We start from the raw sequence: 13455 nt of genomic DNA, 5'->3' as shown, positions 1-13455 counted from the left end.
GCCGGTCAGGCTCCGATATAGGCTTTGATGCACGCCTTTGAAATGGCCTCAGATATCGGCAGGCATCAGGAAGGCTTCGAGATAGCCGGCGCCCGGCGCAGCCTCGGCAAGACTGCCGTTGAACCGGACCACCGCAAGTGCGGAGGTCGGGAAGCCGTGGTTCAGCATGGCCCGCGCGGTCTCGTCGCCTTCGTCTGAGAGCGCCATGGCGAGATCCTCAATCATCGGATTGTGGCCGATGACGAGCAAGGCATCCAGCCCGCCATTCTGCCGGATGACGCCGAGGTACGCGGCCGCATCGTCGCTGTAGAGGGTGTCACAGAACAGCACCCGGCCCGTGTCGGTGTGGCCGGCCAAGCTTTCCAGCGTCTGGCGGGCGCGCCTGGCGTTTGAGCAAAGTGTGAGGCCCGGTACGTATTTGCGGGAACGCATCAGCACACCCATCGCCTCGGCATCGGCGAAGCCAGATATGTCGAGCGGGCGGTCGACGTCAGCCATGCCAGGCAGTGCCCAGCCGGCCTTCGCATGCCTTAGCAGGTAAAGTCTGGTCACTGGACCCCCATTGTGCCGGCACCGAACCCGTCAATACACCGCAGGGTTTGCCATCAGACGAGCTCCGCGCGCAATGGCTAGCGGCCCTCAAACATAGCGAATCCTGTAGCGATTCGGTCGCATTCTTCGCAAAAAGGGCATCGCAGATGGCGGTTTGTCCGGGACTAACAATTGCGTGAAACTGTCGTCGATTGAGCTTGTACAGTTTTCGGTCCGCGAATATATAGGCGCCAAATTTGGGGTTTGTTGGGTGAGTCGAATGAACGACATCGTTACCGCCGATTACGTACCCTCCGAAGACGAGCCGTTCATGAACGAGCGGCAGAAATCCTATTTTCGCATGAAGCTCGTCACCTGGAAGAACGACATCTTGCGCGAAGCGCGCGAAACTCTCGAAATTCTGCAGCAGGAAAACGCTAACCACCCCGACCTCGCCGATCGCGCCTCCTCGGAAACCGACCGCGCCATCGAACTTCGCGCCCGCGATCGCCAGCGAAAACTCATCTCGAAGATCGATTCCGCCCTCCAGCGCCTTGACGAAGGCACTTACGGGTATTGCGAGGAGACGGGCGAGCCGATCGCGCTGAAGCGGCTCGACGCGCGCCCGATCGCCACCTTGTCGATCGAGGCACAGGAGCGCCATGAGCGGCGCGAAAAGGTCTACCGCGACGACTGAGTCGGCGAGAAAAACAGCAGCATCGGCAAAGCGTTCAAAATGGCCGGTTTTCCGGCCATTTTCATTGGCCGTTCGCTATCGGCCTATCTCTTCTGATTGGACAACTCGCCGAGGAGCTTCGTCATCTCGTCGTCGAGAGAGGCCGATGCCTTCGCCACCGACTTGCTCGGCGTTTGGCTGAAGCGTGGCTCGTCGAGGGAAACCTCCAGCTCCTTCATCAGCGCATCGTCGATCGACTCATGCTGTGCCGGCGGCTCGTATCTTGCCGGGGAGTCCTGTCTTGCCGACGGCGGCGCATGTCGCGAGGCATTGGCGTTGACGGATCCATAACTTGGCAACGGCGTGACGTTCGATGCCGGTTTCGGCGCCGGCGCCGGCATTGCTGCAGGCATCGTCGCCGTCTGGCGGGCTCGGACAGGGGTTGCGGCCACGCTTGCCGGCTGCTGCGGCGCTTGCCTCACCGGCGCGGCCGTGGTCGGAGCCGATCTTGCTGCCGGCTGCTGGCTATTATCTCCGGTCAATGCCGGGCGCCGTAGCGCCGAGAGCCTGATGTCGCGCTCGACGACGACGTCGGTCGGACCACCGATCAAGAGCAGGTGCTCGATGTCGTCGCGGCGCACCAGCACCAGCCGCCGGTGACTGTCGACCGCTGTGGCATCCATGACAGCCAGCCGCGTCTTGCGGTTCCTGCCGCCGGCGACGAATGTTCCGAATGTCAGGCTGCGGACCAGCCTGATGATAAGAAGAACAATGAGCAGAAGGACAAGTACTGCAAACGTCCACAGGATTGCTGCGGCATAACCAGGACCCGCCACGCCATCCAGCCATTGCAGCATTGGTTCCCCCAAAATCAGCTTTCGAAGAGTGGCGACACTAGACTGTTGCGGCAGGTCACCGCAAGTTGCCTTTAACGCTTCGTGAACAGCTCGAAACACCGGGAGCCGAACGGCGTCATTTTTAGCGGACATCTGCCGCCGGGCCTTTTCCCGACCCTGAGAATATGATTCAACCGACACCGGAATTCACGAGCAGGGGGCACATGGCCAAGGAAGCGCGCGGCGATTTCTATCCGGTACCTATCGTCGACCAGAACACGCGGCCGGGAGCGGTCACCCGGCTGATCGTCTTCATCGTCGTCCTGACAGGGGCAGCGATCGTCTTCGGCCTTTTCCGCGAGCGACTTGGCGACCCATTCCTGCTCGGCATGCTTGGCGTGCTGGCGATGATCGGCGTCGGCTTTCTATTCGCCACTGCGATCGGCTTCGTGCACATCACGCCGCGCTCGACAAGCGACGAATTGTCGAAAGCTTTCGTCGATTCGATGTCGCAAGGCCTCCTGGTCACCGACACCAAAGGCCGTATCATGTACGCCAACCGGACCTATGCCGATATGACGGGTGCCGAGTCGGCCGCCGACCTCAAGACGGTAGAAGGCTTGCTTTCAGACGTTCCCGAGGCCTCGGTGACCATATACCGGCTGGCGTCAGGCCTGCGCGACGGCCAGCCGGGCGACGGCGAATTTCGGCTCGCGCAGTCCATTCGGCCAGGCGCCGAACCGGGCGCGCGCTGGTACCGCGTCCAGGCCCGCGCGTTCGCCGTTCCCGGCCAGCGGCTGCCGATGCTTGCCTGGCAGCTTGCCGATATCTCGCGGGAACGGGCCGAGCAGGAGCGGTTCTTTCTCGACCTGCAAAAGGCCATCGATCACCTCGACCATGCGCCTGCGGGGTTCTTTTCCGCCGACCAGGAAGGCCGCGTCACCTATATCAACGCGACGCTTGCGGAGTGGCTGGGCATCGACCTGGCCAGCTTCACCCCCGGCGCCATCACGCTGCCGGAGATCGTCGCCGGCGACGGCATGGCGCTGGTCCGTTCGGTCAAGGCCGACGCGGGTACTACGCGCAATGCCGTTATCGATCTCGATCTGACGACGATGACCGGCGAGGCGCTGCCCGTGCGCTTCATGCATCGTGTTTCGGCCAGCCGAGAGGGCCTCAATGGCCCGACTCGCACCATCGTGCTCAACCGGACGCAAGGCGAGGACGCTTCGGCCGATCTCCGCGCCTCGGAAATACGCTTCACGCGGTTCTTCAACTCGACGCCGATGGCGATAGCCGGCGTCGACCATGCCGGCCGCATCCTGCGCACCAATGCGCCGTTCCTGTCGCTGTTTTCCTCGGTCGTCGACCGCGACGCGGTCGATCGGCGTGTGCGACTGGATACTGTGATCCACGAGCGCGACCGGCCGGCTTTCGCCGCGGCGTTCGAAAAGGCACGCCAGCAACGGGCTGACATCGCGCCGATCGATACGGTGCTGCCCGGCAATGAGGAGCGCCACATACGCTTCTACGTCAACGCGGTCGCAGACGGTACCGGCGGCGAAGGCGCCGAGGAATCGGCCATCGTCTATGCCGTCGAGACCACCGAGCAAAAGGCCCTCGAGGGCCAGATGGCGCAGAGCCAGAAGATGCAGGCGGTCGGCCAGCTCGCCGGCGGTATCGCGCATGATTTCAACAATGTGCTGACCGCCATCATCATGGCCTCGGACCTGCTGTTGACCAACCACCGGCCGTCCGATCCGTCATTCCCGGACATCATGAACATCAAGCAGAATGCCAACCGGGCGGCCTCCTTGGTGCGGCAGTTGCTGGCCTTCTCGCGCAAGCAGACGCTGCGGCCGGAGGTGCTCAACCTGACCGACGTGCTCGCCGATCTCAGGATGCTGCTTGCCCGGCTGGTCGGCAACGACATCAAGCTCAAGATCGACCATGGCCGCGACCTGTGGCCGGTCAGGGTCGATATCGGGCAGTTCGAGCAAGTGGTGGTCAATCTGGCCGTCAATGCGCGCGATGCGATGCCGGCCGGCGGCGAGCTCACCGTACGCACCCGCAACGTGAGCGCCGGAGAGTGCAAAACCTTTTCCTACCGCGAACTTACTCCGGCCGATTATGTGCTTGTCGAGGTCGAGGACAGCGGCAGCGGCATTGCGCCTGATGTGCTGAAAAAGATCTTCGAGCCCTTCTTCACGACAAAGGAGGTTGGCAAGGGAACAGGCCTCGGCCTGTCCATGGTCTATGGCATCATCAAGCAGACAGGCGGCTTCATCTTCTGCGATTCCGAAGTCGGCAAGGGATCCGTGTTCCGCATCTTCCTGCCGCGGCACATCGCGGAGGCAAGGAAGGCGGGTGAGGCTGGAGAAGTGGCGGCCGCACCTGCCAAGATCGCCGACTCAGCCAAGGATCTGTCGGGCTCGGCCACGGTGCTGCTGGTCGAGGACGAGGACGCCGTGCGCATGGGCGGCATGCGGGCGCTGAAGTCGCGCGGCTACACCGTCCACGAGGCGTCCTCGGGCGTCGAGGCACTTGAAGTCTACGAAGCGCTCGGCGGTAAGGTCGACATCGTGGTGTCGGACGTGGTGATGCCGGAAATGGATGGCCCGACGCTGCTTGGCGAATTGCGCAAACGGCAGCCCGACATCAAGTTCATCTTCGTGTCCGGCTATGCCGAAGACGCGTTCGCCAAGAATTTGCCGGCCGACGCGCATTTCGGCTTCTTGCCGAAGCCGTTTTCGCTCAAGCAATTGGCCACCATCGTAAAGGACATGCTGGAATCCTGACCCTTCCAATGCTCCGCTTGCGCAATGTCGTGAGACTGCCATGATTGCAGGCGAAACGGGCGACGGATTTGGAAAGCATGCCGTGACGCCACACAACGAGGCAAGCAAGGGCGACTACGCAAGCACGGTGCTGCTGCCGGGCGATCCGCAGCGCGCTGAATGGATGGCGCAGGCTTTTCTGGAAGCGCCGCGCTGCGTCAACCGCCGCCGCGGCGCGCTCGGCTTTACCGGGCTGTTTCGCGGCAAGCCTGTCAGCATCCAGTCCACCGGCATCGGCGTCTCTTCGTTCCTGGTCTATGTGCATGAGCTGCTGGACTTTTATGGTGCCAAGACGTTGATCCGCACTGGTACCTGCGGTGGCCTCACCGCCGAGATGGCGCTGCGCAGCCTGGTGATCGCGCAATCGGTGCGCGGCGAAAATGCGGAGAGCGGCCAGGTCTTTGGGCTCTATCGTGCCGATGCCGGCCCGGATCCGGCATTGTTGGTCCAGGCGTTGGCCCGGGCTGCGCAACTCGGCATCGACCATCGGGCCGGGCTGACCATCTGCAGCGATATTTTCTATCATCCACTGGGGCGCGAACGCTTTGCCGAAGCACAGGCACAGGGCGCGCTCGCCGTGGACATGGAAACCAGCGCGCTCTACCGCATTGCGGCCGATTTCGGCGCCCGGGCGCTGTCGATCCTGACCGTCGTCGACAACGTGGCAACCGGCGAGCAGACCGACTATTCCGAACGCCAGCGCCTTTTCACCGATATGACCCGGCTGGCGCTCAATCTGGCGGCGGAGAGCTAGGCGGCTTTCTGCCTAGGAGTACGGAACCTCGCCGGTTCCGCACTTTTTCAACGCTTCGTGCAGGTCGAGGCGGTGAAGGCGCCGTCCGGCTGCTTCATAATAATGTCGAAGGACGGGGTGGTTCCGCCTTCCAGCGTTGCCTGCGTGAGCGAGATCGAGTTGCCGCCACTCGTGTAGCCGCCCAGCGGACCCAGCCAGGTGATCACGCCGTCTGCATCCATCTGATAATTGTAGCGCTGGGGCGCGATGCCGAAGTTCACCGGACCGCTATAGACGTTTCCCTTGATCGTGATGTCCCCGAGGCTGAGGAACATGCCAAGCAGATAGACTTCGCAATGATAGGAGCCGTCCGGCAGCTTGCCGTCGCTGAAGCCGGCGCGCGCTACGGTGGCCGCCAACAAAAGAATGATGGTGAAAATGCAAGAAGCTCTGAAAGCCATGGGATCGCTCGTTTAAGGGGTTCAAACTTGCCCCATTTCGCTGCGGCGCTGCAATCCTCACTGGCGGGCATATCATTCTGCTCAAAATTCGGGCATTGGCCCGTATGTGAGTAAAACTTAGGCTGATACGGATGATCCTTTCTCGTTTCGAACCTGACAGGCGAGGTTCATCTCCTGCAGCTAACATATTAACCGACTGACAGAGCTGGGAAATCTCAAATCCGCCGACCCTGCTCCGGTGATTGGCACAGCCGTTGCATGGTCTGTTCCGATGCAGTTAACCAGCTTGGGAGTTTAAAAGTATGAGGGGCAGTTTCTCGACAATAACGAAAATGTTTTCGGCCGGCGTAGTCACCGCCGGCCTGTTGATGAGCATTCCCGCCAAGGCGGCCGACGACACCATCAAGGTCGGCATCCTCCATTCGCTGTCGGGAACCATGGCGATCTCGGAGACGACGCTGAAGGACGCCATGCTGATGCTCATCGAAGAGCAGAATGCCAAGGGCGGCCTGCTCGGCAAGAAGCTCGAGGCGGTGGTCGTCGATCCGGCTTCGAACTGGCCGCTGTTTGCAGAAAAAGCGCGCGAGCTGATCTCGAAGGACAAGGTTGCGGCGGTGTTCGGCTGCTGGACCTCGGTGTCGCGCAAATCGGTGCTGCCGGTGTTCAGCGAGCTCGACAACATCCTGTTCTACCCGGTCCAGTATGAGGGCGAGGAAAGCGAGCGCAACGTGTTCTACACCGGTGCGGCGCCGAACCAGCAGGCCATTCCGGCCGTCGATTATCTGATGAGTGAGGATGGCGGTTCGGTGAAGCGCTGGGTGCTCGAAGGCACCGACTACGTCTACCCGCGCACCACCAACAAGATCCTCGAGGCTTATCTGAAGGCGAAGGGCGTTGCTGCCGAAGACATCATGGTCAACTACACGCCGTTCGGCTTTTCCGACTGGCAGACCGAAGTCTCGGCGATCAAGAAGTTCGGCTCGGCCGGCAAGAAGACCGCCGTCGTCTCGACCGTCAATGGCGACGCCAACGTGCCGTTCTACAAGGAACTCGGCAACCAGGGCATCAAAGCCGAGGATATTCCGGTCATGGCCTTCTCGGTCGGTGAGGAAGAGCTTGCCGGCCTCGACACCGCACCGCTGGTCGGCCATCTCGCCGCCTGGAATTATTTCGAGAGCGTCGATACGCCCGAGAACGAGAAGTTCATCGCCGATTGGCACAAGTTCATCAAGAACGACAAGCGCACCACCAACGACCCGATGGAAGCCCATTATATCGGCTTCAACATGTGGGTGAAGGCAGTCGAGAAGGCCGGCACCACCGATCCGGACAAGGTCATCGACGCCATGGTCGGCGTCTCGGTGCCGAACCTGACCGGCGGTTATTCGACCATGATGCCGAACCATCACGTCACCAAACCGGTGCTGATCGGCGAAATCCAGGCTGACGGCCAGTTTGAGACCGTGTCGCAGACGCCGGGCCTGGTAATGGGCGACGAGTGGTCCGACTACCTGCCTGACTCCAAGGAACTGATTTCCGATTGGCGCGCGCCTCTGTCCTGCGGCAACTTCAACGTTGCTACCGGCAAATGCGGTGGCAAGGGAACCAACTGATCCTCCCGGTCTGTCCTCCCAGACCGCAAGCCTCCGGGCGGGCTTCTCCTCCAGCCTGCCCGGAGGCGACATTCAACCTTCAAGAGCCACCAGAAACCAATGATCCTGATCCGCGCGATTGGCCTGATGCTGCTCCTTCTCGTCGGCATGCAGCTGCCGTCGAACGCCAGCGAAGCTGATTTGCGCCCGGTCGTCGCCAAATTCGCCACCGCCGCCAATTTTCCGGCGATCGAAGCCGTCGTGCGCGAGCTTGCGGCTTCCGGTGATCCGGCCGTGGAATGGCCGCTTGCCGCGCTTGCGGAGGGCAGCCTTTACGTCCGTAAGGCCGATTCACTGGTCTTTGTCGGCAAGGAGAGCAGCGACGGCATCGAGCTGCTCGATGCGCTCACCGGCGAAAGATCGGGCGAAGCTGCCAAGGCCGAAATCACCAAGATCAAAGTCAACAACACACTGCGCCGCGTTATCCGCGACGCGCTGGGCACGCTGACGCTCGGCTCCAAGGATCCGGCCGTGCGCATTGCCGCTGCCGACACAATGTTCAAGACGCCGGACGCGGCAAACATCGAGCCGCTTGACGCTGCGATCGCCAATGAGAGCGTGGCGAGCGTCAAGGCGCTACTCGAACAGGCCCGCGCCGCGTCGGTTCTCGTTTCCGACAGGCCTGAGACCGACAAACTGGCGGCTATCGCGCTTATCGGCGCGCGCGGCGACCGCGATGCGGTGTCGCTACTCACGTCGGTGGAGGCCAATTCCGAAGGTGCGGTAAAGGACGCGGCGATCGCGGCGATCGCCAACATTAATTCGACGCTGGCGCTGTGGGATGCCGGCCAGAATATCTGGTACGGCATATCGCTCGGATCGGTGCTGCTGCTGGCGGCGATTGGCCTGGCCATCACCTTCGGCGTCATGGGCGTCATCAACATGGCGCATGGCGAGATGGTCATGCTCGGCGCCTACACGACCTTCGTCGTGCAGGAGGTGATCCGCAATTCCTTTCCCGGCTTGTTCGATTGGTCGCAAGTCATCGCCCTGCCGCTGGCCTTCCTGGTGGCGGCGCTCGTCGGCCTTGTCATCGAGCGCGGGCTGATCCGCTTCCTCTATGGCCGGCCGCTGGAGACGCTGCTGGCGACATGGGGGGTCTCGCTGATCCTGCAGCAGGCCGTACGCACCATCTTCGGGCCGACCAATCAGGAGGTCGGTAACCCGTCCTGGATGTCCGGATCGTTCGATATCGGCCAGCTTGCCGTAACCTGGAACCGGCTCTGGATCCTGGTATTTGCGCTCGGCGTGTTCGCCGTGCTGCTCTACGTGATGAAACGCACGTCTTGGGGGCTGCAGATGCGTGCCGTCACCGCCAATCGCCGCATGGCCGCCTCGATGGGCATCAGGACGCCCTGGGTCGATGCGCTAACGTTTGCACTCGGCTCCGGCATTGCCGGCATCGCCGGTGTCGCGCTCAGCCAGATCGACAACGTCTCGCCCAATCTCGGCCGCGGCTATATCATCGACAGCTTCATGGTCGTTGTCTTCGGCGGTGTCGGCAATCTTTGGGGCACGCTGGTCGGCGCTTTCTCGCTCGGGATCGTCAACAAATTCCTGGAACCTTATGCCGGAGCGGTGCTCGGCAAGATCGTCGTCCTGGTGCTGATCATCCTGTTCATCCAGAAACGCCCGCGCGGGCTGTTCGCGCTCAAGGGCAGGTCGGTGGAAGCATGATCACGGGACGCTTCTTTGCCGCCGGCGCCGACCGCCGCGTCGCCATCACCATTTTCAGCCTGCTGGCGGTTGCCATCCTTGTGCCGCTGCTCAACCTTGCGGTCTCGCCGACAAGTGCGTCTTACGTGCCGTCCTACATCGTCGCGCTTACCGGCAAATACCTGTGCTACGCACTGCTTGCCTTGGCGCTCGATCTCGTCTGGGGCTATTGCGGCATCCTTTCGCTCGGCCACGGCGCCTTCTTCGCACTCGGCGGCTATGCGATGGGCATGTATCTGATGCGCCAGATCGGCTCGCGCGGCGTCTACGGCAATCCGCTGTTGCCGGATTTCATGGTGTTCCTGAACTACAAGGAATTGCCATGGTTCTGGTATGGTTTCGACCATTTCTGGTTCGCGGCGATCATGGTGCTTGCGGTGCCCGGCCTGCTCGCCTTCGTCTTCGGCTGGTTCGCCTTCCGCAGCCGCGTCACCGGCGTCTATCTGTCAATCATCACCCAGGCGATGACCTATGCGCTGCTGCTTGCCTTTTTCCGCAACGACATGGGTTTCGGCGGCAATAACGGCCTGACCGATTTCAAGGACATTCTAGGCTTCAACGTACAGGCCGACATGACACGCTCGGCGCTGTTCGCGGCCAGCGCCGTCATGCTTGCGTTTGCCGTCTTCGTCACCTGGGCAATCGTCGGTTCCAAATACGGCAAGCTTTTGATGGCGGTGCGCGATGCCGAGAGCCGCACGCGCTTTCTCGGCTGGCGGGCGGAGAACGTCAAACTGTTCGCTTTCACCGTCTCGGCGGTGATGGCCGGCATCGCCGGTGCGCTTTACGTGCCGCAGGTCGGCATCATCAACCCTGGCGAATTCGAGCCGTCCAATTCGATCGAGGTGGTGGTGTGGGCGGCCGTCGGCGGGCGCGGCACCATTGTCGGGCCGATCATCGGCGCGCTTCTGGTCAATGCCGGTAAATCCTGGTTCACCGGCGTGCTGCCGGAATTCTGGCTGTTTGCGCTAGGCGGACTGTTTGTCGCCGTCACGCTGTTCCTGCCCAAGGGCATCATCGGCATGTGGGATTCCTGGCGTGGCAACGCCAAGGCGCTGCGGGCGGCCTCCGTCGCCGAGGAAGCCGGGACCGATCCCGATGCACCGGTGCCGCCGAATACCGACCGCTCGGCGGCGAGAAGGCCGGGCGACTGGTCGGCCTCCGGCGCCGAACCGCAACCGGCGGAGTGATGGTCTGATGTCGAAGAGCAACACCATCCTCTATCTCGACGGCGTGTCGGTTTCCTTCGATGGTTTTCGCGCCATCAACAACCTTTCGCTGGTGCTCGACAAAGGTGAGATGCGGGCGATCATCGGCCCCAACGGCGCCGGCAAGACGACGATGATGGACATCGTCACCGGCAAGACGCGGCCCGATGCGGGTGAGGTTTTCTTCGACGGTGAGGTCGACCTGACCAAACACGACGAGGCCGAAATCGCGATGATGGGCATCGGTCGTAAATTCCAGAAGCCGACCGTCTTCGAAAGCCACACGATCGAGGACAATCTGATGCTGGCGCTGCAAGGCCCGCGTTCAATTTTCCCGGCGCTGTTCCATCGCCGTTCGGCGGCCGAGGCGCGGCGGATCGACGACATTCTCGGCATCATCCGGCTTGGCGGCAAGCGTGACGAGCTCGCCGCCAACCTGAGCCACGGCCAAAAGCAATGGCTCGAGATCGGCATGCTTCTGGCGCAGGATCCGAAGCTGCTGCTGGTCGACGAACCGGTTGCCGGCATGACCGACGCCGAGACCGAGGAAACCGCGCGGCTGCTCAGGGATATCGCGCGCGACCATTCGGTCATCGTCGTCGAGCACGACATGCATTTCGTGCGCGAGCTCGGCGTCAAGGTTACCTGCCTGCACGAAGGCTCGGTGCTTTCCGAGGGCAGTCTCGACTTCGTTTCGGCCGACGAGCGCGTCGTCGAAGTCTACCTAGGGAGATGAACATGGTCTGGCGCGTTCCGTTCCATCTTTTCGACCTTTCGTGCTTCAGGCGCTGGAGAAAGCGCTGACCATGCTCGAAGTCTCCAATGCCACGCTGCATTACGGCGCTGCCCAGGCGCTGCGCGGTGTCTCGCTGACAGCCGGCGCCGGCAAGATTACCTGCGTGCTTGGCCGAAACGGCGTCGGCAAGACCAGTTTGATGAGATCGATCGTCGGCCATCATCGGCTGACGAGCGGAAGCGTTGCCTTCGAGGGGAAGGCGCTCGACCGGAGCGCGGCGTATGATCGCGCCCGGTCGGGCATCGCGTTCGTGCCGCAGGGCAGGGAGATATTTCCGCTGCTTACGGTGCGGGAAAACCTCAAATCGGGTTTTGCGCCGTTGAAGCGCGCCGATCGCAACATTCCCGGTCACGTCTTCGAATTGTTTCCGGTGCTGAAGCAGATGCTCGCGCGCCGCGGCGGCGATCTTTCCGGCGGCCAGCAGCAGCAGCTTGCCATCGGCAGGGCACTGGTGATGCGGCCGAAACTGCTGGTGCTCGACGAGCCAACTGAAGGCATCCAGCCATCGATCATCAAGGATATCGGCCGCGCCATCCGTTATCTGCGCGATCAGGCAGGCATCGCCGTGCTTTTGGTCGAACAGTACCTCGATTTCTGCCGGGAATTGGCCGACGAGGTCAACATCATGGACCGCGGCCAGATCGTCCATGCCGGCCCCGCCGAGGATCTCGACCGGGCGGACGTCCGAAAGTTCCTGACTGTCTGAATTCTTATTGATTCCATTACTTTGCAACTCTGGCGCGCTGCAGATTGCGTGCTAGATTTTGCTTGGCCTTGGTGAGTCGGCCGCTTTCCGTACCAGTTCCAATTTGGCAGATCAGGGAAAGGCGCGGCCCGCGTCGGCACGCTTGCGCGCAAGCCGGTCCCTTCCAGCGATCTGTTGTCGTCCAACATTTCGGGTGCTTGGGAGCCAGGGCCAGTCGATGGAGCGCTATGTCGAGGACTACCAGAAACGACGGCTCACGGAGCGCGTCGACATCCTGACAGCCATCAACATTCTGAAATCGCAGGGATATGAACACGACGAACTCATCGCGGAGATCACCAAGGTCTTCTATGTCGATCTCGATGCCTTTAACGAGATCGTCAGGGTTGATCGGCGTCCGGACGAGCGCGCTGCATAGCCAGCAGATCTGGCGGCAGGTCTAGGCAAGGAAGCGGCCAACGTCGGCCGCCAACGCAGGGTTGCGATGGTATCTCAACCTGCGACCCGCTTCATCAGCGCGATGGCGCCGAATGGAGCGCGGACCTTGCCCTCGGTGATGAAGTAGACGAACACGTCGCGTGGCTTGACTGGCGCGTCGGTTGAAGGATCGGCACGCGGCAGGTCGGCCGGCATCTTGCCTTCTGCCCAGGTTTTTGCGCGCGCCGCCCACTCGTCGAGCGCCTTGGGCGTGTAGCAATCGGGATTGTCGTCACTGCCGGTCTGCAGCCGCGCATAGATGAAATCGCCGGTGACGTCGGCAATCCCCGGATATTTGGCGTGGTCGGCAAAGACGATCGCCACCCTATGCTTTCGCGCCAAGGCGGCGAACTCCGGCACGACGAAGCTGTCATTGCGCACCTCGACCGCGTGGCGCAGCGCAACACCGTCCTGCTTTTCCGGCAACAGCTTGAGGAAGGCCTCGAAGTCGTCCGGGTCGAATTTCTTGGTCGGTGCGAACTGCCACAGGATCGGCCCGAGCTTGTCGCCAAGTGCCGCAACGCCCGACCCGAGGAAACGCATAATCGATTCCCCGGCCTCGCCGAGCACGCGGCGGTTAGTGACGAAGCGGTTGCCCTTGAGCGAATAGACGAAACCATCCGGCGTCTCGTTGGCCCATTTGACGAAAGTCGGTTCCTTGAAGCTCGAATAATAAGTGCCGTTGACCTCGATAGTCGGCACCTGCCGGCTGGCATGATGCAGCTGCTTGGCCTTCGATAACTTGTCCGGGTAGAAGGACGTGTCCCACGGCTCGAAGGTCCAGCCGCCCATGCCGGCGCGGATTGTTCCTGATTGAGTCATGGTC

13 protein-coding genes are annotated in these 13455 nt (G+C 61.9%); 9 read left to right on the top strand and 4 right to left on the bottom strand.

The window, feature by feature from the left end:
* Positions 1-48: 48 nt before the first annotated feature.
* Complete coding sequence (locus AC0L2P_RS07445) at positions 49-552, bottom strand: SixA phosphatase family protein (RefSeq protein WP_473500558.1); 504 nt, start codon at positions 550-552, stop codon at positions 49-51.
* A gap of 259 nt (positions 553-811) precedes the next feature.
* On the opposite strand from AC0L2P_RS07445, the gene dksA reads away from it, so the two are divergent.
* Entirely contained in the window at positions 812-1228 is a 417-nt protein-coding gene (gene dksA / locus AC0L2P_RS07440; RefSeq protein ID WP_023674847.1) for an RNA polymerase-binding protein DksA, read from the top strand.
* Between the two features lie 83 nt (positions 1229-1311).
* On the opposite strand, the gene AC0L2P_RS07435 is transcribed toward dksA, so the two are convergent.
* A complete protein-coding gene (locus AC0L2P_RS07435) occupies positions 1312-2064 on the bottom strand; it encodes a hypothetical protein (protein WP_473500557.1) in 753 nt (250 codons plus the stop codon).
* Positions 2065-2267: 203 nt separating this feature from the next.
* Between AC0L2P_RS07435 and cckA the strand changes: the two genes are divergently transcribed.
* Together cckA and AC0L2P_RS07425 are read left to right on the top strand one after the other, a co-directional pair.
* On the top strand, positions 2268-4841 hold the full coding sequence (gene cckA, locus AC0L2P_RS07430; RefSeq protein WP_473500556.1) for a cell cycle histidine kinase CckA: 2574 nt from the start codon (positions 2268-2270) through the stop codon (positions 4839-4841).
* 82 nt (positions 4842-4923) lie between these two features.
* Positions 4924-5634, top strand: coding sequence for a purine-nucleoside phosphorylase (locus tag AC0L2P_RS07425; RefSeq protein ID WP_473500632.1), 711 nt, complete (start codon positions 4924-4926; stop codon positions 5632-5634).
* Positions 5635-5681: 47 nt separating this feature from the next.
* Here AC0L2P_RS07425 and AC0L2P_RS07420 read toward each other — a convergent pair whose 3' ends face one another.
* On the bottom strand, positions 5682-6074 hold the full coding sequence (locus AC0L2P_RS07420) for a hypothetical protein (RefSeq protein ID WP_473500555.1): 393 nt from the start codon (positions 6072-6074) through the stop codon (positions 5682-5684).
* Between the two features lie 302 nt (positions 6075-6376).
* Here AC0L2P_RS07420 and urtA point away from each other — a divergent pair, with 302 nt between their 5' ends.
* The 6 genes from urtA to AC0L2P_RS07390 all read left to right on the top strand — a co-directional run bounded on the left by urtA (position 6377) and on the right by AC0L2P_RS07390 (position 12570).
* Positions 6377-7687, top strand: a complete 1311-nt coding sequence (gene urtA / locus AC0L2P_RS07415; RefSeq protein ID WP_473500554.1) for an urea ABC transporter substrate-binding protein — start codon at positions 6377-6379, stop codon at positions 7685-7687.
* A 99-nt stretch (positions 7688-7786) separates the two neighbouring features.
* Positions 7787-9403: an urea ABC transporter permease subunit UrtB gene (gene urtB, locus AC0L2P_RS07410; RefSeq protein WP_473500553.1), complete on the top strand. Its 1617-nt coding sequence runs from the start codon at positions 7787-7789 to the stop codon at positions 9401-9403.
* Positions 9400-10632: an urea ABC transporter permease subunit UrtC gene (gene urtC, locus AC0L2P_RS07405; protein WP_473500552.1), complete on the top strand. Its 1233-nt coding sequence runs from the start codon at positions 9400-9402 to the stop codon at positions 10630-10632. Before urtB ends, urtC begins: the two co-directional genes overlap by 4 nt.
* Positions 10633-10639: 7 nt before the next feature.
* Positions 10640-11386 (top strand): urea ABC transporter ATP-binding protein UrtD, encoded by a 747-nt coding sequence (urtD, locus tag AC0L2P_RS07400; RefSeq protein WP_473500551.1) that lies wholly within the window; start codon positions 10640-10642, stop codon positions 11384-11386.
* A 70-nt stretch (positions 11387-11456) separates the two neighbouring features.
* Entirely contained in the window at positions 11457-12152 is a 696-nt protein-coding gene (gene urtE / locus AC0L2P_RS07395; RefSeq protein ID WP_473500631.1) for an urea ABC transporter ATP-binding subunit UrtE, read from the top strand.
* Positions 12153-12369: 217 nt separating this feature from the next.
* Entirely contained in the window at positions 12370-12570 is a 201-nt protein-coding gene (locus AC0L2P_RS07390; protein ID WP_352491591.1) for a hypothetical protein, read from the top strand.
* Positions 12571-12644: 74 nt separating this feature from the next.
* Here AC0L2P_RS07390 and AC0L2P_RS07385 read toward each other — a convergent pair whose 3' ends face one another.
* Positions 12645-13451 (bottom strand): DUF72 domain-containing protein, encoded by an 807-nt coding sequence (locus tag AC0L2P_RS07385; RefSeq protein ID WP_473500550.1) that lies wholly within the window; start codon positions 13449-13451, stop codon positions 12645-12647.
* Positions 13452-13455 lie beyond the last annotated feature (4 nt).

The organism is Mesorhizobium sp. WSM4836 (genome assembly GCF_055811815.1).
This window is presented reverse-complemented; position numbering and strand designations above follow the sequence as displayed.

What these genes read in the sequence shown, in the direction of transcription:
- dksA (WP_023674847.1), top strand. Translation starts at nt 812, where the DNA reads ATGAACGACATCGTTACCGCCGATTACGTACCCTCCGAAGACGAGCCG.
- AC0L2P_RS07435 (WP_473500557.1), bottom strand. Translation starts at nt 2,064, where the DNA reads ATGCTGCAATGGCTGGATGGCGTGGCGGGTCCTGGTTATGCCGCAGCA.
- cckA (WP_473500556.1), top strand. Translation starts at nt 2,268, where the DNA reads ATGGCCAAGGAAGCGCGCGGCGATTTCTATCCGGTACCTATCGTCGAC.
- AC0L2P_RS07420 (WP_473500555.1), bottom strand. Translation starts at nt 6,074, where the DNA reads ATGGCTTTCAGAGCTTCTTGCATTTTCACCATCATTCTTTTGTTGGCG.
- urtA (WP_473500554.1), top strand. Translation starts at nt 6,377, where the DNA reads ATGAGGGGCAGTTTCTCGACAATAACGAAAATGTTTTCGGCCGGCGTA.
- urtB (WP_473500553.1), top strand. Translation starts at nt 7,787, where the DNA reads ATGATCCTGATCCGCGCGATTGGCCTGATGCTGCTCCTTCTCGTCGGC.
- urtC (WP_473500552.1), top strand. Translation starts at nt 9,400, where the DNA reads ATGATCACGGGACGCTTCTTTGCCGCCGGCGCCGACCGCCGCGTCGCC.
- urtD (WP_473500551.1), top strand. Translation starts at nt 10,640, where the DNA reads ATGTCGAAGAGCAACACCATCCTCTATCTCGACGGCGTGTCGGTTTCC.
- urtE (WP_473500631.1), top strand. Translation starts at nt 11,457, where the DNA reads ATGCTCGAAGTCTCCAATGCCACGCTGCATTACGGCGCTGCCCAGGCG.
- AC0L2P_RS07390 (WP_352491591.1), top strand. Translation starts at nt 12,370, where the DNA reads ATGGAGCGCTATGTCGAGGACTACCAGAAACGACGGCTCACGGAGCGC.
- AC0L2P_RS07385 (WP_473500550.1), bottom strand. Translation starts at nt 13,451, where the DNA reads ATGACTCAATCAGGAACAATCCGCGCCGGCATGGGCGGCTGGACCTTC.